Below are 20,516 nucleotides of genomic sequence, written 5' to 3'. Positions count from 1 at the left end.
GGAGGAACGGCTCAGTCACCCCATCCGCGGATGTGCACCTTCGTGCCCTTCGCGACGAGCGTGCCGGGTTGCGGATCCTGCTGCAGGACGAAGCCGAAGCCACCATGGCCGCCGTTTCCATTGCCGTTGCCCTTGCGATCGACGTCGAGGCCCGCGTCCTTGAGGATCTGCGCCGCCTCGTCGAACGGCTTGAACCGCACGTCGGGCACCTGGACGGAATTGGACACCCAGACCTTCACCTGCTTGGTGCCCGGCGAGTTCGCCGCCGGGTCGGTGCGGGTGACACTGCCCAAGGGGACCGTCTGTGAGACCTCTTCGCCGCCGTCCACCGGAGTGAAGCCGTACTGGCGCAGTAGGGTGAACGCCTCGTCCTTCGGGCGTCCGGTGACGTCCGGCACCGGTGGCAACGGCTCCGGCCCCTTGGACAGCACGAGCGTCACCGCGCTGCCGATGTCGACTGCAGTACCGGCTGTGGGGTTCACGCTCAGCACGCTGCCTTCCGGCGTTGTGTCGCTGTACTCCGGCGTACCCTGCGTGACGGTCAGCTGCTGGCCTTGGATCGCCTTCGTCGCTTCGCCGAGCGAAGCGCCGACGCGGACGTCGGGCACCTTCGGCCGGCCCTTCGACACCACCACGGACACCGTGGCGTTCTGGTCGAGTTTCGTGCCCTCCGCAGGGCTCGTCTTGATCACCGTGTTGGCCGGCACGGTGTTGCTGAACTCCTGGCTGTAACGCGGGTTGAGTTGTGCCGCGCGCAGCGCGTCGCCCGCGGCTGCCTGGGTGAGCCCGACGAGCCGTGGCACGTTCGACGTGGTCGACCCGGAATCGGTGAGCATGAACGCGAACCCGCCGATCAGCCCGCCCAGCACGAGCACCCCGGCGACCACCAGCGTTATCAGCTTCCCGCGGCTGCGTCGCTTCGGCTCCTCCGGCGGCTCTTCCCTCGGCACCGGCGGCACGGGCGGCGGTGGTACTGGCGGCGCTCCCGTAGGAACCGCCCTGGTCAGCGCACGGGTGCCGCGTGGACCGGACATCGGCATCGTCTCCGCGACGGCCGGGATGCGCGGCAGCGTCTGTTCGGTGTCAGAGACGTGGCTGGCGTCCGGCGGCGGTGGCACGGGCACGGTGGCCAGCTCGATGCCCAGCTGAGCGCGGACGGCCTGTAGTTCGGTGAGGAATTCCCCGGCGTCGGCCGGGCGCAGCTCCGGATCACGCCGGGTGGCGCGCACGATCAGTTCGTCGAGCGCGGCCGGCAGATCGGGCCGCAGCTCGCCCGGACGCGGCACGTCGTCGTTCACGTGCCGGTACGCGACCGAAAGCGCGGTGTCGCCGACATAGGGCACACGGCCGGTCAGCATCTCGTACAGCAGGATGCCGGTGGCGTACACGTCGCCGCGCGCGGTGGTGGCGCCGGTGCCCACCTGTTCCGGCGAGAGATAGGCGACCGTGCCGAGGATGACGCTGGAGCTGGTGGTGCCCGCGCTGGCGACGGCGCGCACCAGGCCGAAGTCACCGACCTTCACCACTCCGCCGCCGACCTGACCGCTGCGGCCGATGAGCACGTTCTCCGGTTTCACGTCGCGGTGCACCAGCCCGGCCGCGTGCGCCGCGGCCAGCGCGGACAGCACCGGCTCGGCCACGCCGAACACGAGCGCCACGTCGAGCCTGCCTTGCTCGGCCAGCAGATCACGCAGGGTGCCGCCCTGGACCAGCTCCATCACCAGGAACGCCAGGCCCGAATCGGGATCGGCCGGGGTGGCGAAGCCCTGATCGTGCACCGATACCACGTTCGGGTGATGCAACTGGGCGGCCGATCGCGCTTCGCGCACGAACCGGTCGACGAACGACCGATCGTCGGCGAACCGCGGGTCCATGATCTTGATGGCCACCGGCCGGTCGAGCCGGGTGTCCAGCCCCCGGTAGACGGCGGACATCCCACCCTTGGCCAGCAGCCGGTCCACGCGGTAGCGGCCGTCCAGCAGAGTGCCGACGAGAAGCGGATCCGTGCGTGTCACGGTGGGCAATCGTACGGAAAGTCCGCGCCCGGGGGTGGGTCACCCAGGCGTACCAGTGGGGAACCCGGCCCGATGTGGCACAGTGTCACATGTGAGTGGGATACCTGTCGCCGACGACGTCCTCGACCCCGCGGTCGCGGTCCTGCCGCTGCCGGAGGTGGCCGCCGCACTGGGGCTCTCCGCGAACAAGGTGCGCCAGCTCCTGCGCGACGGCCACCTGATCGCGGTGCGGCGGGACGGCGAACTGTGCGTACCGGGCGATTTCTTCGTCTCCGGCGGGGTGGTCAAGGGCCTGGCCGGCACGATCACCGTGCTCGCCGACTCGGGTTTCACCCGGACCGAGATGCTGCGCTGGCTGTTCACCGCGGACGAGACGCTGCCGGGCACCACCCCGATCAACGCCCTGCGCACCAGCCACGGCACCGAGGTCAAGCGGCGCGCCCAGGCCATGGCCTTCTGACCGCGGTCACGGAGCGTACGGAGTCCGGCGCCGCGTGACCGATCCCGTGCGCGCCGCCTGACTCCGGCGGAGCCACCCGGCGCAGAGCGCGGGGAGCGCGACCGTGAGCCGCCGCCGGAGGCCGACCACCGCGCGGCGGTCGAGCACGTCGTAGTCCATCGCCTCGATCTCGTCCAGGATGCCCTCGTACAGCGTCATCGAGGTCCGTACACAGGGCCGGGATTCCGGGCGCAGCAACCGAATTCCGGCCTCGGCACGGCGGTAGACGGCGCGCGTGCGCGACACCGTGAAGGCGAGCGCGGCCCGCACCCGCGGGTCCGGCCGCCCGGCGCGGCGCGCTGCCTGCAAGACCTCCCGGTCCACCCCGAACGCGGCCAGTTCGCCGGTCGGCAGGTACAGCCTGCCGCGGTCGAGGTCTTCTCCGATGTCCCGCAGGAAATTGGTCATCTGGAACGCTTCGCCCAGTGCGGCCGCTCCCGGTTCGGCCTCGGCGAGCGGGCCGACGGTGCCGAACACCGGCAGCATCTGCAGCCCGATCACGCCCGCGGAGCCGTGGATGTACTCGGCGAGGTCGGCGTACGTGGCGTACTCGGTGACGGTGAGGTCCATCCGCATCGAGTGCAGGAAGGCGTCCACCAGCGTCCGCTCGATGCGATAGCGGCGCACGGTGTCCGCCATGGCGCGTAGTACGGGCTCGGCCGGCTCAACCCCGCCGTACACCTCGTCGACGAAGTCGCCCACCTTGTCCAGTGCCACGGCCGGATCCACGCCGGGTTCGGGGTTGTCGACCAGTTCGTCGGCCATACGCGCGAAGCCGTACAGCGCGTGCGCGGCCGGCCGGGCACGCGCCGGAAGCAGCCGGGTGGCGAGGAAGAACGTACGGCCGTGGTGGGCGTTGATGCGCCGGCATTCGAGGTAAGCGGCTCGCAGGCCGGGGTCTGTGATGCCGGCGGCGTCCAGCTCGGTCACCGTCCGGTGATCCTTTCCGCGGCGAGACGTCCGGAGATGAGCACCGGCGGGATGCCGACGCCGGGCGTGGTGCCGCAGCCGGCGAGCACCACGTTGCCTGCCGCGCGTACCAGGTTGGCGGGGCGGAACGGGCCGGTCTGGGCGAAGGTGTGCGCGAGAGAGAACGGCGTGCCCGCGGCGAGCCCACGGGCCGCCCAGTCCGCCGGGGTGAGCTGTTCGTCCACAGTGAACTCTTCGGCGAACCCGGTGAGCCCACGGGCTTCAAGCGTGCGAAGGAGTTCTTCGCGATAGGCAGGGCCGATACTCGCCCAGTCCTGGCGGCCGGTGCGCAGGTTCGGCGCGGGAGCGAGCACGGAGACGATCTCGCCGCCTTCCCCGGCGAGCGCCGGCTCTGTCGCGGTCGGCCGGGTCACGAGCAGCGACGGGTCGCTCATCAGTGTGCCTTCGCGGACTATCTCGGCGAAAGTCCGATGCCAGGCTTCGCCGAAGAAGACCGTGTGGTGCTCCAGCTCCGGCCAGGAACGGCGCGCGTGCCCGTGCAACACGAAGGCCGAAGGCGAGTACCGCAGTGGCAGCACACGGCGCGGGCGCGCGCCGAGCAAGCGGTACGCGGCCGATAGCTCCGTCGCGAGCACCACGGCGTCACAGGCGATGCGTTCGCCCGCCCGCGTACGTACGGCGCGTACGCGAGAGGAAACCCGCTCAAGCCACGCAGCTTCGGTACCAAACCGCAGTTCGCCACCTGCGCGCGTGACGGCGTCGGACATCGCGCGGGCGATGGCGCCCATACCGCCGCGTGGGTAGTAAACGCCGCCGACAGTGTCCATGTACGCGATCACGCCGTAGGCGCCCAAAGCGCGCGCGGGTTCGAGACCTGCGTACAACGCCTGGAACGAGAAGAGCCGCTGCACGCGTTCGTCGCGAAGAAACCTTGCGACACGTGGCCCGAGACGTCCGAAGCCGCCCAACGCGGCGAGCTTCACCAGCTCCGGCCGGACGAGATCAAACGGCGAGTCGAAGTTGGTGCCGATGAAGCGGTCCTTCTGCACCGCGTACAGCGCGGTGAGCCACTGTCGCAGCTTCCGGTATCCCAGCGCTTCGGCCGGACCGGCGAACGCGCGGATCTCGGCTTCCATCGCTTCGCCGTCCGTACGTAGCGCGAGCGTGCTGCCGTCGGCGAACCGGGCGCGGTAAGCCGGATCAAGGCGGGTGAGCGGCACGGTGTCCGCGAGCGATTCGCCCACCGCATGCAACGCCTCGTCCACCAGCTCCGGCATGGTCAGCACGCTGGCACCGGTGTCCACCGCGTTCGCACCGAAATCCTGCTGCCCGGCCCGTCCTCCGGGCGTCTTGTGCTGCTCCAGCAGCGTGACCCGGCGCCCCGCGCCGAGCAGGTGCAGCGCCGCCGACAGCCCGGCCAGCCCCGCACCCACGACCACCACATGGTCGGCGTACGTGCCGACAGTCCGCATCACGAGGTCCGTTGCGTGGCCAGCCGGATCAGCTCGGCCAGCGCCGACGGCGCGGGCTCGGCCAGGTGTGCGCGCTCCAGCGCGTCCGCTGCGGACGTGGTCAGCTCGTCGATCCGGCGCTCCACCGCAGCCACCGCGCCCACGGACGTGAGCGCTTCGCGTACGCGGTCCACGGCTGCGCCGGCGAGGTCCGTGGCGCCGATCGCGTCGGCGATCACCTGCGCCGCCGCGTCGTCGCCCTGCTCGGCCGCCAGCTGCAGGCCCAGCGCCACGAGCAGGGTGCGTTTGCCCTCGCGCAGATCGTCGCCCGCGGGCTTTCCGGTGACCGATGGGTCGCCGAACACGCCGAGCAGGTCGTCACGCAGCTGGAAAGCCACGCCGACCTCGCCGCCGAACTCCAGGAGGGTGGTGATCAGCTCCTCGCCGGCACCGGCGAGGGCGGCACCGAGGTGCAGGGGGCGCTGCACGGTGTACGCGGCGGTCTTCAGCCTGTCGATCCTCAGGGCGGCTTCGGGGGAGGCGTCGCCCACTGCCTGCGTACGCACGTCGAGGTACTGCCCGGCGAGCACTTCGGTACGCATCGCGCGCCAGGCCGGCCGCGCCGCGGCGAGCGTGGCTGCGGGCAGCGGAGCTTCGGCGAACATGTCGTCGGCCCACGCGAGCGCGAGATCCCCGACCAGCACCGCGCTGGCCAGGCCGAACGTCGCGGGCGAGCCGAGCCACCCGTGGTCGGCGTGCAGCTTCGCGGACGCGACGTGCACCGTCGGGTTGCCGCGGCGGGAGTCGGAGGAGTCGATGAGGTCGTCGTGAATCAGTGCGCAGGCCTGGATCAGCTCCAGGCTCGACACCACCTGCAGCGCGCCCTCGGCCGCAGGCCCGGCGGACGCGCCGCCCGCACCGCGCCAGCCCCACCAGGCGAACGTCGGCCGGATCCGCTTGCCGCCGCCCAGCACGAAGCCGGACAGCGCGTCGATCCCGGCCGCCACGCTCGGTTCGGTGCGCACGATCTGCTGGCCCGCGTGACCGAGGAAGGCGGCCAGCGCGCGTTCCACATGCGCGGGGAGATCGGCGTCGAATCCGTCCATACCGCCATCCTCACCGACGCCGGTGCCCATGCTCGCGGCGGGTGGCCCCGGATGTGGCGAACCAGACGTGCTCACGCACTCCAGAACGCACCGGTGAGCCCGGCGGAGGCGAAGTACCCGGCGGCCGCCTCCGGCCCGCGCGGCCGGTAGCCGGGGTCCAGGCAGCCGGTGTACCAGTCCTTGGCCAGATGCCACAGCGCGGGCAGGCCGAGCAGCTCGCCCGAACTGTCCACACAGGACTCATCGCAATACAGCCGCTGGCTCGCGCGCTGTCCGGCCAGCCGGGCGGGGGAGTCCGGGAAGCAGGCGACCTGCGGCCCGTCCGGCGGCGGCCGGTCGCGGCGCACGACCAGCGCGGACGGCTCGCCGCAGCCGGGACAGCGGGTCGCGACCAGCACCTCGGGCTCCCCCGGCACGACGTGCGGGATCGCGAACGAATCCCACGCGCAGCCGCCCCACCACAGCGTGTGCTCGCCCATCACGGCGAACCCGAGCGGGACCGCGGCGAACGGCGCGGCCAGTGCGACGTGCTCCCGCTCGTCGAGCCACAGCCAGTGCGGGTCGGCCATCCGGTGCAGCGCCTGCTTGGCCACCGCGAGCGAACCGTGCGCGGCGTCCGCCAGCTCTGCGGCGGTGGGCGGAGCGCCACGGGTGGCGAACGCCTGGTACACCGCCAGCCGCACGTCTTCGTCCCAGGCCAGGTCGTCTTCGCTGCTCACCGGTGACTCCTTCCGGAGGCTCCCGGACCCGACGGTACGCCCGGGCGGGGGGCCGGGGCCACGTGGCGGACCTGCCGGGCTTCGAGGCAAGCTACTACCATTTCACGGTATGACGTCGGTGATCGAGCGGCTGCAGGGGGACGCGCCCCCGTTCTCCATCGAGTTCTTCCCGCCCCGGGACGAGGCGGACGAGGCCGTGCTGTGGCGCTCGATCCGGGAACTGGAGCCGCTGGACCCGGCGTACATGTCGATCACCTACGGTGCGGGTGGCTCCAGCCGGGACGGCACCATCCGCAGCATCGCCCGCGTGGCCACCGAGACCACGCTGTGCCCGATGGCGCACCTGACCGCGGTCGACCATTCGGTGGCCGAACTGCGGAACGTGATCGGCTGGTACGCCGCGGTCGGCGTGCGCAACATCCTCGCCCTGCGCGGCGACCCGCCCGGCGACGTCTACGGCGACTGGGTTCCGCACCCCGAAGGCCTCACCTACGCCGAGGAACTGGTCGAGCTGGTCCGCTCGCTCGGCGACTTCTGCGTGGGCGTGTCCGCGTTCCCCTACGGCCACCCGCGCTCGGCCGACCTGGAGACCGACACCAAGTACCTGGTCCGGAAATTCCGCGCGGGCGCGGACTTCGCCATCGCGCAGCTGTTCTTCGAGGCCGAGGATTTCCTGCGGCTGCGCGACCGGGTGGCCGCGGCCGGCTGCGACGCGCTGGTGCTGCCCGGCATCATGCCGCTGACCACGCCGCGGACCCTGCGTACCACCATCAAGCTTTCCGGCACGAGTGCGTCGCAGCGGCTGCTGGACCGGCTCGAACCGCTGTCGGACGACCCGAAGGCGTTCCGCGCCGCGGGGCTGGACGCGGTCACCGAAATGTGCGAGAAGCTGCTCGCCGAAGGCGTGCCCGACCTGCACTTCTATACGTTCAACCGGGCTAAGGCCACGCGTGAGGTGGTGACCCGGCTGGGACTCGTCCCCGCGCGGGCCTGATCGGGTGGCGCCGGGCGGTAGCGTGCCGGGCATGGCTTCCACCGAACAGAGCGTGCCGGGCATCTGCGACCGGTACGTCGACGATTACGCGGCCGTGGACCCGGTCGCGGCGACCATGCTCGGCGTCACCGGATACGACGACCGGCTCACCGACTACTCGCCCGAGGGCCACGCGGCGCGTGCCGAGCTGGGCCGTCGGGCGCTGGCCGCGATCACCGCCGCGGAGCCCGCCGACGCGGGGGAGCGGGTCGCCAAGGCGGTCTTCGCCGAGCGGACCGGTCTCGAACTGGAGATCCACGACGCGGGCCTCGACATGTCGGCGCTCAACGTGATCGACAGCCCGGTGCAGAGCCTGCGCATGGTGTTCGACCTGATGCCGGACGAGACCGAGCAGGACTGGGCGAACATCGCGGCCCGGCTGCGCGCGGTCCCGGAGGCGCTGGCCGGAATGCGGGCGTCGCTGCTCAGCGCAGCCGGAGACGGGCGGGTGCCGGCGCTGCGGCAGGTCGCCAAGGTCGCCGAACAGTGCGAGACCTGGGCCGGGCTCAAGAACGGCGGCGGGTTCTTCCGCGAGCTGGTGTCCGGCGCGAAGATCGACGCGTTGCGCGGTGACCTGGACGCCGGTGCCCGCGCGGCCGGGGAGGCGTTCGCCGAGTTCGCCGGCTTCCTGCGGGCCGAGCTGGCTCCGGAGGCCCCCGCGAAGGACGCGGTCGGCGAGGACGTCTACCGGCTGTGGTCGCGCTACTTCATCGGCGCGGAGCTGGACCTGCGGGAAGCCTACGAATGGGGCTGGGCGGAGTTCGCCCGGATCGAGGCGGACATGCGCGAGGTGGCCGGCCGGATCCGCCCGGGCGCCTCGGTCGCCGAGGCGGCGCAGGTGCTCGACGCCGACCCGCGCTACCACGTGCACGGCAGGCAGCAGTTCGAAGCCTGGATGCAGACCCTGTCGGACGACGCGCTGAAGTCGTTGCGCGGCAAGCACTTCGACATCCCGGACCGGCTGATGGCGCTGGACTGCCGGATCGCCCCGCCGGGCGGAGGCGTCGGCGCGTACTACACCGGGCCCAGCGAGGACTTCACCCGCCCCGGCCGGATGTGGTGGTCAGTCCCCGCCGACCGCGAGGACTTCATCACCTGGCGCGAGGTCTCGACCGTCTACCACGAGGGCGTGCCCGGCCACCACTTGCAGATCGCGACCGCGGTGAACCAGGCCGCGACGCTCACCAAGTACCAGCGCCTGATGACCTTCGTCTCCGCGCATGGTGAGGGCTGGGCGCTGTACGCCGAGCGCCTGATGCGGGAACTGGGCTATCTCTCCGACGACGGCAACCTGCTGGGCATGCTGTCGGACCAGCTGTTCCGCGCCGCCCGCGTGGTCGTCGACCTGGGCATGCACCTGGAACTGACCATCCCCGCCGGCACCGGTTTCCACGAGGGCGAACGCTGGACCCCGGACCTGGGCCTGGAATTCATGCTGACCCGCACGATCACCGACGAGGCCCACGTCCGCGACGAGATCGATCGCTACCTGGGCTGGCCGGGCCAGGCACCGGCGTACAAACTGGGTGAACGCCTGTGGCTGGCCGCCCGCGAAGAAGCCCGCCACCGGCAGGGTGCGGCGTTCGACCTGCAGCAGTTCCACACCAAGGCTTTGCGCATGGGCGGGATGGGGCTGGACACGCTTCGGGAGCAACTGGCACAGCTGGACTGAGCCAGTACTGGGGCTGCGGGGTTCGGGGCAGCCTGCCGCGAGGCCGTCCGTGAAGGGGCCCTTCACAGACTCAGAGTCTGTGAAGGGCCCCTTCACGGACTTGAGACAGGTCCGGCGCACACCACGAGGTGGTCGCGCATCTCGAACGCAACCGCATCGCCCGCTGCCGGGCGTGATCGACGAAGATGGCAGGTACCGCCGATGAAGATGGCAGGTACCGCCGATGAAGATGGCAGGTACCGCCGATGATGACGCGGCAGCCTCGGCACTCTGCTGATCACAGGCCCTTCGACCAACTTTGCCGGGACCCTGGACTCTGGTTCCGTGAAGGGCCCTTCACGGAATCAGGTGGTCGCTCCTCGGGCGGCTCGTGGGGATGGCTCCGTTTTCGGTGCCACGTAACGGCTCTTGCTGGGCGGCGATCTCGCTCGGTTGGCCGCGGCAGGTTTCGCCGTATTCACGCTCGTCACTGCGAAGCCGGTACCCGGGTTGGACCCGATGGCCACCACGGTGTACGGCTGCCTCTTCGGCGGAGCGCTGCTCGCCCCTGCCGCCGCGTACTTCGGCATCGTGCCGACAGCCGCTGCGTACTTCTACGGCCTTACCCACGCGTACCCGGTGCTTGGGGCGTTGTACGCGCTGCTGGAACCGCTCACTGCAACCGTCCTGCCGGTCGCCTTCCTGTCCGCCGTGGGCTACTGGCGGCCCGAACCGCGGTGAATTCAGCGCCGCTCCAGCGGCAGCTGCCGCCCGAGGATCGCGAACGGCCGTGGGTCGCCGGTGAAGTGGTAGTCACGCAGGACGTCGACGAATCCGGTGCGGCGGTACAGGTTCCACGCACGGTTGGTGCCCTCGGGCGTCGAGAGCAGCACCTTCGACTTCTCGACGCCGTCGAGCAGCCCGAGCAACAGGCCCTCGCCGATCTGCTTGCCCTGGTTCTCCGGGCGTACGTGGATCTCGGTGAGCTCGAAGTAGTCCGACAGCCACTCGTCCGCCTTCTGCCGCCCGGAACGCCGGGTGAGGCCCTGCCGGACCTGCTCGTGCCACCACTGCCCGGCACGGCCGTGGTACCCGTAGGCGAGACCGAGCAGCACTCCGTTGCCGTCCAGCGCGGCCATGCAGCGCCAGCCTTCGCGCAGGGCGTGGGTGAGCCACATCGGCGCGCGCTGCTCGGCCGTGCCCTCGGGGTACTGCATGGCCTGCACGTAGATCGCGAGGGCTTCCTGCAACCGCGCGCGGAACTCGTCCGCGGAGAGCCGTACATAGCGGGAGCATCCGGAGGACATGGCGGTCACAGCCGTCCATCCTCCCCTTCTCCGGCGAACGCGCCCGCGATACCCCCGGTGAGCTCGACGAGCAGGTCGAACGTGGCCGGGAAGATCGACTTCGGATGCCCGGCCGCGGCCCACACCTCGGGGTACTCGCGCAGCGCGGGGTCCACGAGCGTGACCAGCCGGACCGGGTGCCCGATCGGGGCGACCCCGCCGATCGCCTGCCCGGTGTGCTCCCGCACGAACGCCGCGTCGGCCTTGCCCACCTCGGCGAAGCCGGCCAGCTCGGCCATCCGGGATTCCCGCGCCCGGTGCGCCCCCGAGGTGAGCGCGAGCAGCGCGGCCTCCTTGCCGTCCGCGGTGCGGGCGCGGAACACCAGGCTGTTGGCGATGGCGCCGACCGGGACGCCGAGCGCCGCCGCGGCCTGCGCGGCGGTGCGGACCTCGGCGGGCAGCATCCGCACCCGGTCGGCGGCGGCCTGGTGACCCGCCTCGGCCAGTGCGGCGGTGACCTTGGCGACGGCGGGGTGATCGTGGGAGCTCATGCGGTTATGAGACCACGCCGGGGTGGTCGTGTCCGGAGCCACGCCCTGGATTTCCCCGCCGGGGTTGAGCCCGCCCGCCCCCGGAGCTATTCTGGAATCGTTCGAACAGACGTTCGACATCCGGTGGGAAATCCCGGACCGGCCCCGGGGTGGGGGAAGCGCCTCGTGGCCGGACCGGTCCCGCCCGAGCAGGAGGAGGGTCGTCATGTCCGTCTCGGCCGTGTCCCCCGCGGATGGTCCCCCCGGCCGCGGGCAGCCGCAGCTGCCGCTGTCGCTGCGCCCGCCGGCGCACCCGGCCGCCGCGGCCCTGCTCACCCAGGCGAAGCGCGGTCTGGCGCACGCCGCGAACGAACGTGATCCGGCCGAGCGTTTCATCGGCGCCTACCTGGCCGCGCTGCGCGGGGCGGGGGCGGTGCTCGCCGCCCGCGGGCGGCCGCGCCGGGGCCGGGGCCGCCCGGCCAGCGGCTGGGTGCTGCTCGACGCGGTGGCACCCGAGCTGCGGGACTGGTCGGCGTTCTTCGCCGCCAACTCCGAGACCAGGGCCGCCGCCGAGGCGGGCATCACCGGCCGCGTCACCGCCGAATCGGCCGCCGCTCTGCTGCAGGCCACCGGCCGGTTCCTCGAGCTGGTCCGCCGGGTCGTGCACGGCCTGCCGATCTCCGGCGAAGCCCATGTCGCGTGAACTCGGCACGGTCGATCACGGCCGGTTGCTCGAGGCGTTCCGGATCGAGGCCCGCCTGCTGGGCGAGGTGGCCCACGCGGCGTCGCCGGACGTTCCCGTGCCGGCCACCCCCGGGTGGACGCTGAACGATCTGCTCCAGCACGTCGGCAGCATCCACCGGTACGCGGTGGCGTGGCTGCGCCGGGGCCGCCGTCCCGGGCGATGGCAGACGGCTCCGGCCGCGGGCGAGTCCGTGGCCGGGTTCTACGAGTCCGGGCACGCGGAGCTGGCCGCCGAGCTGGCCGCGCACGACCCGGGGACCCGCGCCGCCACCTGGTGGCCCGCCGATCCGACGTACGGTTTCTGGCGCCGCCGCGCCCTGCACGAAACCCTGATCCACCGGGTGGACGCCGAACGCGCCGCGGCCATCGGCGTCCCGTCGGTCCCGGAAGACCTGGCCACCGACGGCGTGGACGAGGCGCTCACTCTCTACTTTGGACACCGCCTCACCACCATGGGCATCTCCGGTACCCGTCACGGCACCGTGGGCTTTCACACCGAGGGTTACCGCGCCGGGGGTTTCCGCACGGGAGGCCACAGCTGGATCACCCGCGCCGGCCCCGGCGAAACCGAGGCTTGGCGCTGTGCCCAGTCCGAAGCGGATACTGCGGACGCCGTGGTCACCGGTTCTCCCGCCACCGTGTATCTCTGGCTGTGGGGCCGGACACCGGTGACAGCGACCCATACCGAGGGGGATCACGAGCTGTCCGCGCAGCTCTGGGCATTGCTCCGGCTGGCCACCCGCTGAACCGGGGTTTCTTCTTCCGTCGGGCTTGCGCTGCTGGATTTCCGGGTTCGTTGGCTGGTCGATTGTCGCCCGGTGTGCTCCGAGCCACCGAGCCACCGAGCCACCGAGCCTCGTTTCTCCCGCTGCGGCCGAGAGCCTGGCCGCGGTTCGCGCGGTGACGCGATCGATCTCGCCGATGCGTTGTCTCGCAAGGGTTGTGCCGCGGAAGGGCACCGGGGCGGAACGGCAACCGGGCGCGGCGGCAACCGTCGTGGATCAGTGGTCGGTGAGGCGGAATTCCAGCAGGCACCGTTGGTCGCTCAGATCGGTCACCTGGTCCAGGATCAGGCGGTGGGCGGCGGCGAGAGTGCGGAATTCGTCGACTCGGCGTTCGCGGCTGCCGAAGATCGTGAGCATGGCCAGGTCCATGGCAGTTTCCCCGCGGCGGCCGCCGACCGGTTCGATGATCAGGATGCGGCCGGTGGCGGTGGCGGTGGCGGTGGCGGCTTCGGCGCAGCGGGCCAGGATCCGGTGGGCGTGCTCGTCGTCCCAGTCGTGCAGGATGTCGGACAGCAGATAGGCGTCCGCGCCGGCCGGGAGAGGGTCGAAGAAGCTTCCCGCGGTGACGCGTGCCCGGTCGCCGAGGGCGTGGCCGTGGAAAGTGCGCTCGGCCGCGGCGGCAGTGGGGGCCAGGTCGATCAGGTGACCCCGCACCGTGGGATGCGCGAGCAGGATCGCGGCGAGGAGAGTGCCGCGCCCGCCCCCGACGTCCACGATGCCGGAGTACCTGCCCCAGTCGTGCCCGGCGGCGATCTGCGATACCTGGTCCCGGAACCGGTACGTCATCTGCCGGTCGAACGATTCCCGCAGGCGCGGCTGCGCGGCGAGATCCGCCCAGAAATCCTGCCCGTACAGCCGGGGGTACCCGGCTTCGCCGGTGGTGACGCTGTGCAGCAGTTCGGTAAGGGCCAGCTCCGCTCGCCCACCCGCGGTGGTCAGGTCCAGGAGGTTCGCCAGGCCGTTGCCCGCGTCCGCGCACAAGGCCGCGCCATAGGCGGTGGTCCGGTAGCCGCCGGGTCCGTGGTCGACGACGCCGAGCGTGCCGAGGTGCCCCAGCAGGAGTTCGAGCGCGACCGGCGAAACCCCGAGTTCCGCCGCGATCTGCTCGATGTCCGCACCGTCCCCGCGCAGCCGATCGGGCAGCCCCAAGGTGACCGCGACCCGTAATGCCATCGGAGTGGCCAGCCCGGCGAGTTCCCGGAGCGTGGCAAAGTCCTGTTCGCTCACGAAGATCGACGATCGCATGCCGGTCAACCGGTTAACGCCGGTGGATGTTTCGTCCGGATCACCGATCGCGCGTGACTGCTGACATGGGCGAAACATTCGGGGAGCAGGCCGGTTACCCGCGACGGGGATCGTGGAGCCATGGAGACATTCCGAGCACGAACGGCGCAGGCCCTTCCATCCGGAACGGAACCGGTGATGCCGGTGTGGCGGCTCCGGGTGCGGATGGACGACCGGCCCGGCACGCTCGCGCGCATCGCCGTCCGGCTGGCTGATCTGGAGTGCAACGTCCTTGGGCTCACCGTGTTCCCGGTTCCCGGCGGGGTGCTCGACGAGATCGTGCTACGCCCGGCGGACGGCCTGCCGAAGCACGTGCTTGCCGCCGCTATCCGGGAGGAGGGCTGCACCTGTTCAGGAATCGTCGAAGCGGACGTGCACGAACTACGGGATCCACCAACCGCCATGCTTCTCGCTGCGAAGCAAGCAGTAGACGCGCCTCCGCAGCTCATCGAAGCGGTGCGTCAAGTACTGGCGGCCGACCTCGTCACCCTCCTCCCGGCCGCCGAGGCGAACCCCGATCGCACCGAAGGCGGGAACCGGGCCGTTTTCCCGCTCGACACAACGAAAGTGCTGGTCGCCCGCCGCCGCTGGGCGCCGTTCGTCGAGCTCGAACTGACCCGCGTGGCCACGCTGATCGATCTCCTCACCGCAGCGCGCGACAACCTGTCGGGCGCTGTCGTGCTCGATCGCCGTGACGGCGCCGCGGTCGTCCTGCGCCCCGGCACGCTCCGGGACACCGAAGCCGTGGCCGAGCTGCACCGGCGATGTTCGAGCACGACGTTGTTCAGCCGCTACCACACCGGAATCCGCACCGTGCCGCGAAACTGGCTGCACAAACTGCTCCTGCCGCCGGGCGGCGTGAGCGTGCTCGCGGTCTGTGGCCGGGACGTCCTCGGGCTTGGCCGGCTCATCCCGCAGCCGGACCGGACCGCGGAGATCTCGCTCCTGGTCGAGGATTCCTGGCAACGTCAGGGAATCGGCACCGCACTACTGGCGAGGATGACCGTACTGGCGGCGGCACGGTCGATCACCGGGCTCACCGCGCACCGCCTCCCCGGCGACGACGCGATGATCCGCACCGCGCTCCGGGCCGGACTGCACGCCGCCCCGGCACCGGACGACCCGGAAACGGTACGGCTGGAGATCCCGTCGCCGCGGTGACTCACCGGTTCCAGAACCAGTCCTTGCCGCGTGCTTCGCGCAGGGCCTGCTTCTTCCGTTCCGGGGTAAGCCGGTCGAGGTAGAGCTTGCCGTCGAGGTGATCGGTCTCGTGCATCAGGCACTGGGCGAGCACCTCGGTGCCCTCGACCTGGATCGGCTCGTTGCGCAGATCGACCCCGCGCACCACCACGTAGTCCGGCCGCACCGTGGGAAACCACAGCTCGGGAACGGACAGGCAGCCCTCGCCGATCTCCCGCGTCTCCTCGGAAACGTGCACGACCTCGGGGTTGATGACGTACCCCGTCGCCTTGCCGACGTCGTAGCTGAACACCCGCAGCCCGACCCCGATCTGCGGCGCCGCGAGCCCCGCGCGCCCCTCCGGCTGCACGCTGTCCAGCAGATCCTTCACCAGCGCCGCGGTCTTGCCGTCGAAAGAGGTCACCGGCTCGCAGACGGACTTCAGCACCGGGTCACCGAAGTAGCGCAGCTCGCGCATAGCCATGTTCACAACGTCCTTAGCTCACCGAAGGGCCGTCGTGCAGCTTACTGACCGCGGATCGCCCGCCCGGCGGGGTATGCGCGGATCAACCGCGCGCGATTGTCGTCGTCTCGGAATCCTTTCTGCGATCGATCGGGTCAGGCACGCAGACGGAGCCCCTTCGGGGTGGCCCGGAAACCGGCTTCCTGCAAGACTCCGGCCAGCTCCGAGGTCAGGGCGTGCTCGCCGTCGGCGCGTTGGACCGCCAGCTGGCCCAGCCAGCCTTCGCGCACCGCGGTGGACAGCGCGGCCGCGGCCGCCTGCAAGGGCGCCCGTTCCTCGGTGAAGCTCAGCAGGGAACGGCCACCTCGCTCGACGTACAGGGCAGGTACTCCGTCGACCAGTACGGCCAAGGCGCCGGCTTTGCGGGCCGGTCGGTGTTTCGTGTCGCCGGTCGCGGCCGGCCACTGCAGCGCGGCGCCGTAGGGCTGCGCCGGATCCGCAGCCGCGAGGACCACCGCGCTTTGGTGACCCCGGTCCATCGGCGACGGTCCGGACGGCGAGGCTCCGGACGATGCGCGTAACCGGTCGACGGCGCCCTTGGCGGCGAACTGCGCCGCACCGAGCCCTTCGACCACGTACCCGCGCACCACCTGCCCGGCGTCCTCCATCCCGCGCAGCACCTTGTAGATACCGGAGAAACCCCCGGTGACCCGCTCGGTGTCGAGGGCGCCACGGGTCAGGACGCCATGGCGTTCCAGGAAGGACTCGGTCCGCGCATGGGCACGCCGGGTCGGGTCGGTCTCCCTGAGCGGGGTGAGCGCCCACCGCCCGGCGACGGTCGGCGGGCCGGTGCGGGACGGCATGGCCGGGCGTCCCGCCCGCATCCGCGCGTACCGGCCACGGGGCGCGGCCCGGCGGGGTTTGTGCGCGCCACCGCCGGCGACCTGGGCTCGTAGCGGCGCGAGCGTGTCGCCGGTGACCAGCCCGGCCCACACCAGATCCCACAGCGCTGCCACCACGGCGCCATCGTCCGGCGGGGTTTCCACCAGCGGCGAGGCGCGGTCCACGAGCTGCCGGAAGAACAGCGCCCCACCTTCCAGCGCCGCGAGGATCGCCTCGTGCAGCGGACTGTCCGGCGGATTCTCCTCCACCTCGGGCAGCAGCAGATCGGCCACGTCGGACGGGGCCAGTGCCAGCCAGCCGTCGCCGCCGGAGAGCGCCCCGCAGCCGGCCCAGGTGACCTCGCCCGCCGTGGTGAGTTCGTCGAGCAGCGCCGGCGAGTAGCCCGGCAACCGGCTCGGCAGGATCAGCGACTCCACGGCACTGGCCGGCAACGGCGCACCGGCCAGCTGCTCGACCACGGACAGCACGTCATCGGCGGTCGGCGCGGACCGGACTCGTGCGCCGATGCCGTGCCAGGCGGGCAAAAACCGGCCCAGCGCCGCGGGTTCCACCGGTTCGACCTCGGCACGCAGCCGCGCGAGCGACGCCCGCCGCAGCCGCCGGAGCACGGCCGCGTCGCAGAACTCGACTCCGACGCCGTGGGTGTCCGGATGGCCGACCGGGCTCAGCTCACCGCGCACCAGCCTGCCTTCGCCGGTCAGCCGGTCCAGCACGCCGGTGACCACCGCGGTACCCAGCCCGAACCGGCCGGCGGCGGCCGCCGCGGGGAACGGGCCGCGGGTCCGCGCATAACGGCCGAGCAGGTCACCGAGCGGATCGGCGACCGGTTCGGTGAACGCTTCGGGCACACCGACCGGGAGCGCGACGCCCAGCGCATCCCGCACCCGCCCGGCATCCTCGATGGCCAGATACCGCTCCTCGCCGCCGATGCGCACCCGGATCGCGCGCCGCGCCGATGCTAGTTCCGCCAGCCATTCCGGCCGGATCCCGCGTTCCGCCGCCTCCGCGACGGACAGGTCGCCGAGGAACCGCAGCAGGTCGGCCGTCTCCTCGGCGGAACGGGCGTGGCGGTCCGGATCGAGCCGCTGCAGCGACCGTTCGACCTCGGCGACCGCCTCGGGATCGAGCAGCTCCCGGATCGCCTCGGTGCCCAGCAATTCGGCCAGCAGCGCGGAATCCAGCGACAGCGCCGCGGCCCGCCGCTCGGCGAGCGGGGCATCGGTCTCGTAAAGGAACATCCCGACGTAGCCGAACAGCAGGCTCCGCGCGAACGGCGACGCGGCCGGCGTCTCCACTTCGACCAGCCGGACTTTGCGCGCCCGGACGTCGGCCATCAGCTCCCGCAGACCGCCCACGTCGTAGACGTCCTGCAGGACCTCGCGCATGGCCTCCAGTACGACGGGGAACCGCTCGTACTTCGCGGCGACCGACAACAGCTGCGACGCCCGTTGCCGCTGCTGCCACAACGGTGTGCGCCGACGGGGATCACGCCGCGGAAGCAGCAGCGACCGGGCCGCGCACTCCCGGAATCGCGCCGCGAACACTGCCGAGCCGCCGACTTCCGCGACGATCAGCTGCTCGACTTCCTCGGGATCGAGCAGCACGTCGTCGGCGCCGATGGTGACTTCGCCACCCTCGGCGTCCAGCGCATCGGGCAGCCGCAGCACGATGCCGTCGTCGGAATGCGCCACCTGCGCGTCGACCCCGCGGTTCTCCCGCAGCCGCGCGGCGATCGCGAGCGCCCACGGTGCGTTCACCTGCGCGCCGAACGGCGAGTGCAGCACGATCCGCCAGTCGCCCAGCTCGTCGCGGTAGCGCTCCAGCAGGATGACGCGGTCGTTCGGCACGTGCCGGGTCGCGGACTTCTGCTCTTCCAGGTACGCCAGCAGGTTGTCGCATGCCCGCTGGTCCAGCCCGGCCGCGGCAGCCCGCTCACGTGCTCCCGCTGTGTCCGAAGTGGACAGTTCGCGGACGAACGCGCCGAGCGCCCGCCCCAGCTCCAGCGGCCGTCCGGCGGCGTCGCCCTTCCAGAACGGCATCCGCGCGGGCTGGCCGGGGGCGGGCACGACGAGGACCCGGTCATGGGTGATGTCGGTGATCCGCCAGGACGAGGTGCCGAGCAGGATGGTGTCGCCGACTCGCGATTCGTACACCATCTCCTCGTCGAACTCGCCGACGCGCGACCCTGGCCTGCCCTCCTCTCCCGGCGTCATCACGGTGAACAGCCCGCGATCGGGAATGGTGCCGCCGGAGGTGACGGCCAGCCGCTGCGAACCCGGCCGTCCGTGCAGTTCGCCGCCGACCCGGTCCCAGGTGATCCGGGCCCGCAGCTCCCCGAACTCCTCGCTCGGATAGCGGCCGGCGAGCATGTCGAGCACGGCGTGCAGCGCGTCGTCCGGCAGCGAGCTGAACGGCGCGGCCCGCCGGACGAGCGCCGCCAGCTCCGGCACGGTCCACGGTTCGAGCGCCACCATCGCTACGACGTGCTGGGCCAGCACGTCGAGCGGGTTGCGGGGATAGCGCACCGCCTCGATCGCCCCGGCCGCCATCCGCTCCGCGACCACCGCGCACGACACGAGATCCCCGCGGAACTTCGGGAACATCACGCCGGAGGACACCGCGCCGACCTGGTGCCCGGCCCGCCCCACGCGCTGCAAGCCGGAAGCGACGGTGGGCGGGGCCTCGATCTGCACCACCAGATCGACCGCGCCCATGTCGATGCCGAGTTCGAGCGACGACGTGGCCACCACGCACGGCAGCCGCCCGGACTTCAGCTCCTCCTCGACATGGGTGCGCTGCTCGCGCGACATCGACCCGTGGTGCGCCCGGGCGATCACCGGCGCCGCACCCGTCGTGACGCCGGACTGCCCGACGGCTTCGGCCGGGAACCCCTCGCCCGGGCCCGGCCCGGTCTCTCCGGCGGCCAGCTCGTTGAGCCGCGCGGTGAGCCGTTCGGTGAGCCGCCGCGAGTTGCCGAACACGATGGTGGAGCGATGGGCGCGGATCAGCTCCAGCACCCGTTCCTCGACCGCGGGCCAGATCGACGGCCGACGCGCCTCGGCAGCGTCGTCCTGCGCGCCGTCCTCGTCTTCGGCGGGGAGCTGGGACAGCGAGGTGAGGTCGTCGAGCCGCTCCATCGGCGACGGGGCCGGACCGTCGAGGTTGGCCATGTCCTCGACCGGCACCTCCACCCGCACCTCGATCGTCTTGGCGAGCTTCGGCTGCACCACCGTGACCGGTCGCCCGCCGGCGAGGAACGCGCTCACCTCGTCGACCGGGCGCACGGTCGCCGACAACCCGATGCGCTGGGCCGGCCGGGGCAGCAGCGCGTCGAGCCGCTCCAGCGACAACGCCAGATGCGCGCCGCGTTTGCCGCCCGCGACCGCGTGCACCTCGTCGACGATGACGGTCTCGACGCCCGTCAACGATTCCCGCGCCGACGAGGTGAGCATGAGAAACAGCGACTCCGGCGTGGTGACCAGCACGTCGGGCGGGGTCTTCCCGAACGACCGGCGCTCGGCCGCCGTGGTGTCGCCGGTGCGCATGCCGACCTCGATCTCCGGCACCGGCAGGCCGAGCCGCCGCGCGGCCTGGGAGATGCCGGCCAGCGGCGCGCGCAGGTTGCGCTGCACGTCGACCGCCAGTGCTTTCAGCGGGGAGACATAGAGGATCCGGCACCGCTCGCGCGGGTTCGCCGGAGCCGGTTCCACCGACAGCCGGTCCAGTGCCCAGAGGAACGCGGACAGCGTCTTGCCGGACCCGGTGGGAGCCACGACCAGGGAATGCTGCCCGGCGTGTGCTGCCCGCCAGGCCCCTTCCTGCGCGGCCGTCGGGGCGGCGAAGGCTCCGGCGAACCAGGTGCGGGTCGCCGGGGAGAAGAGGTCGAGGACGTCGGTTGCCACGGGATCCATCATGCGCGGCACCCCCGACAATTTCCG

17 protein-coding genes are annotated in these 20,516 nt (G+C 71.8%); 7 read left to right on the top strand and 10 right to left on the bottom strand.

Features of this window, described 5'->3' with window-relative positions:
* Positions 1–11 precede the first annotated feature (11 nt).
* Positions 12–2,015: a Stk1 family PASTA domain-containing Ser/Thr kinase gene (pknB, locus tag ATK36_RS06875; protein WP_098510506.1), complete on the bottom strand. Its 2,004-nt coding sequence runs from the start codon at positions 2,013–2,015 to the stop codon at positions 12–14.
* A 91-nt stretch (positions 2,016–2,106) separates the two neighbouring features.
* Here pknB and ATK36_RS06870 point away from each other — a divergent pair, with 91 nt between their 5' ends.
* Positions 2,107–2,475, top strand: coding sequence for an Rv2175c family DNA-binding protein (locus tag ATK36_RS06870; RefSeq protein ID WP_098510505.1), 369 nt, complete (start codon positions 2,107–2,109; stop codon positions 2,473–2,475).
* Positions 2,476–2,481: 6 nt separating this feature from the next.
* Here the strand turns inward: ATK36_RS06870 and ATK36_RS06865 are convergent, their stop codons facing one another.
* The 4 genes from ATK36_RS06865 to merB form a co-directional block, all read right to left on the bottom strand.
* Complete coding sequence (locus ATK36_RS06865; protein WP_098510504.1) at positions 2,482–3,444, bottom strand: phytoene/squalene synthase family protein; 963 nt, start codon at positions 3,442–3,444, stop codon at positions 2,482–2,484.
* Positions 3,441–4,916: a phytoene desaturase family protein gene (gene crtI, locus ATK36_RS06860; protein WP_098510503.1), complete on the bottom strand. Its 1,476-nt coding sequence runs from the start codon at positions 4,914–4,916 to the stop codon at positions 3,441–3,443. Before crtI ends, ATK36_RS06865 begins: the two co-directional genes overlap by 4 nt.
* Positions 4,916–6,001, bottom strand: a complete 1,086-nt coding sequence (locus ATK36_RS06855) for a polyprenyl synthetase family protein (RefSeq protein WP_098510502.1) — start codon at positions 5,999–6,001, stop codon at positions 4,916–4,918. The genes crtI and ATK36_RS06855 overlap by 1 nt, the downstream gene beginning before the upstream one ends.
* 71 nt (positions 6,002–6,072) lie before the next feature.
* Positions 6,073–6,720: an organomercurial lyase gene (gene merB, locus ATK36_RS06850; RefSeq protein WP_098510501.1), complete on the bottom strand. Its 648-nt coding sequence runs from the start codon at positions 6,718–6,720 to the stop codon at positions 6,073–6,075.
* A gap of 109 nt (positions 6,721–6,829) precedes the next feature.
* On the opposite strand from merB, the gene ATK36_RS06845 reads away from it, so the two are divergent.
* The 3 genes from ATK36_RS06845 (at position 6,830) to ATK36_RS06835 (ending at position 10,145) form a co-directional block, all read left to right on the top strand.
* Positions 6,830–7,714, top strand: a complete 885-nt coding sequence (locus tag ATK36_RS06845; protein WP_098510500.1) for a methylenetetrahydrofolate reductase — start codon at positions 6,830–6,832, stop codon at positions 7,712–7,714.
* A 31-nt stretch (positions 7,715–7,745) separates the two neighbouring features.
* Positions 7,746–9,425, top strand: a complete 1,680-nt coding sequence (locus ATK36_RS06840) for a DUF885 domain-containing protein (RefSeq protein ID WP_170069650.1) — start codon at positions 7,746–7,748, stop codon at positions 9,423–9,425.
* Positions 9,426–9,923: 498 nt separating this feature from the next.
* On the top strand, positions 9,924–10,145 hold the full coding sequence (locus tag ATK36_RS06835; RefSeq protein WP_386999734.1) for a hypothetical protein: 222 nt from the start codon (positions 9,924–9,926) through the stop codon (positions 10,143–10,145).
* Positions 10,146–10,147: 2 nt separating this feature from the next.
* Here the strand turns inward: ATK36_RS06835 and ATK36_RS06830 are convergent, their stop codons facing one another.
* Both ATK36_RS06830 and ATK36_RS06825 read right to left on the bottom strand, forming a co-directional pair.
* Entirely contained in the window at positions 10,148–10,720 is a 573-nt protein-coding gene (locus tag ATK36_RS06830; RefSeq protein WP_098510498.1) for a GNAT family N-acetyltransferase, read from the bottom strand.
* Positions 10,717–11,241 (bottom strand): YbaK/EbsC family protein, encoded by a 525-nt coding sequence (locus ATK36_RS06825; protein WP_098510497.1) that lies wholly within the window; start codon positions 11,239–11,241, stop codon positions 10,717–10,719. The genes ATK36_RS06830 and ATK36_RS06825 overlap by 4 nt, the downstream gene beginning before the upstream one ends.
* Positions 11,242–11,446: 205 nt before the next feature.
* Between ATK36_RS06825 and ATK36_RS06820 the strand changes: the two genes are divergently transcribed.
* Positions 11,447–11,923 (top strand): SAV_6107 family HEPN domain-containing protein, encoded by a 477-nt coding sequence (locus tag ATK36_RS06820; RefSeq protein WP_098510496.1) that lies wholly within the window; start codon positions 11,447–11,449, stop codon positions 11,921–11,923.
* Entirely contained in the window at positions 11,913–12,710 is a 798-nt protein-coding gene (locus ATK36_RS06815) for a maleylpyruvate isomerase N-terminal domain-containing protein (protein ID WP_098510495.1), read from the top strand. The genes ATK36_RS06820 and ATK36_RS06815 overlap by 11 nt, the downstream gene beginning before the upstream one ends.
* A 255-nt stretch (positions 12,711–12,965) precedes the next feature.
* Here the strand turns inward: ATK36_RS06815 and ATK36_RS06810 are convergent, their stop codons facing one another.
* Positions 12,966–13,994, bottom strand: coding sequence for a methyltransferase (locus ATK36_RS06810; protein ID WP_098510494.1), 1,029 nt, complete (start codon positions 13,992–13,994; stop codon positions 12,966–12,968).
* 177 nt (positions 13,995–14,171) lie between these two features.
* Between ATK36_RS06810 and ATK36_RS06805 the strand changes: the two genes are divergently transcribed.
* Positions 14,172–15,194 carry a GNAT family N-acetyltransferase gene (locus ATK36_RS06805; RefSeq protein ID WP_170069649.1) on the top strand — a complete coding sequence of 341 codons (1,023 nt, stop codon included), beginning with the start codon at positions 14,172–14,174 and terminating at the stop codon, positions 15,192–15,194.
* A 1-nt stretch (position 15,195) separates the two neighbouring features.
* On the opposite strand, the gene def is transcribed toward ATK36_RS06805, so the two are convergent.
* Positions 15,196–15,696 (bottom strand): peptide deformylase, encoded by a 501-nt coding sequence (gene def, locus ATK36_RS06800; RefSeq protein ID WP_098510492.1) that lies wholly within the window; start codon positions 15,694–15,696, stop codon positions 15,196–15,198.
* Between the two features lie 134 nt (positions 15,697–15,830).
* A complete protein-coding gene (locus ATK36_RS06795; protein WP_098510491.1) occupies positions 15,831–20,492 on the bottom strand; it encodes an ATP-dependent helicase in 4,662 nt (1,553 codons plus the stop codon).
* Positions 20,493–20,516 lie beyond the last annotated feature (24 nt).

This window comes from Amycolatopsis sulphurea, assembly GCF_002564045.1.
GTDB lineage: Bacteria > Actinomycetota > Actinomycetes > Mycobacteriales > Pseudonocardiaceae > Amycolatopsis > Amycolatopsis sulphurea.
The sequence above is the reverse complement of the archived record's forward strand: the minus strand, read 5'-3'. Positions and strand labels throughout refer to the sequence as shown.

Excerpts from the sequence above, each read along its gene's own strand:
- crtI (WP_098510503.1), bottom strand. The coding sequence starts at position 4,916 with ATGCGGACTGTCGGCACGTACGCCGACCATGTGGTGGTCGTGGGTGCG.
- ATK36_RS06855 (WP_098510502.1), bottom strand. The coding sequence starts at position 6,001 with ATGGACGGATTCGACGCCGATCTCCCCGCGCATGTGGAACGCGCGCTG.
- ATK36_RS06845 (WP_098510500.1), top strand. The coding sequence starts at position 6,830 with ATGACGTCGGTGATCGAGCGGCTGCAGGGGGACGCGCCCCCGTTCTCC.
- ATK36_RS06840 (WP_170069650.1), top strand. The coding sequence starts at position 7,746 with ATGGCTTCCACCGAACAGAGCGTGCCGGGCATCTGCGACCGGTACGTC.
- ATK36_RS06835 (WP_386999734.1), top strand. The coding sequence starts at position 9,924 with ATGGCCACCACGGTGTACGGCTGCCTCTTCGGCGGAGCGCTGCTCGCC.
- ATK36_RS06825 (WP_098510497.1), bottom strand. The coding sequence starts at position 11,241 with ATGAGCTCCCACGATCACCCCGCCGTCGCCAAGGTCACCGCCGCACTG.
- ATK36_RS06820 (WP_098510496.1), top strand. The coding sequence starts at position 11,447 with ATGTCCGTCTCGGCCGTGTCCCCCGCGGATGGTCCCCCCGGCCGCGGG.
- ATK36_RS06815 (WP_098510495.1), top strand. The coding sequence starts at position 11,913 with ATGTCGCGTGAACTCGGCACGGTCGATCACGGCCGGTTGCTCGAGGCG.
- ATK36_RS06810 (WP_098510494.1), bottom strand. The coding sequence starts at position 13,994 with ATGCGATCGTCGATCTTCGTGAGCGAACAGGACTTTGCCACGCTCCGG.
- ATK36_RS06805 (WP_170069649.1), top strand. The coding sequence starts at position 14,172 with ATGCCGGTGTGGCGGCTCCGGGTGCGGATGGACGACCGGCCCGGCACG.
- def (WP_098510492.1), bottom strand. The coding sequence starts at position 15,696 with ATGGCTATGCGCGAGCTGCGCTACTTCGGTGACCCGGTGCTGAAGTCC.
- ATK36_RS06795 (WP_098510491.1), bottom strand. The coding sequence starts at position 20,492 with ATGATGGATCCCGTGGCAACCGACGTCCTCGACCTCTTCTCCCCGGCG.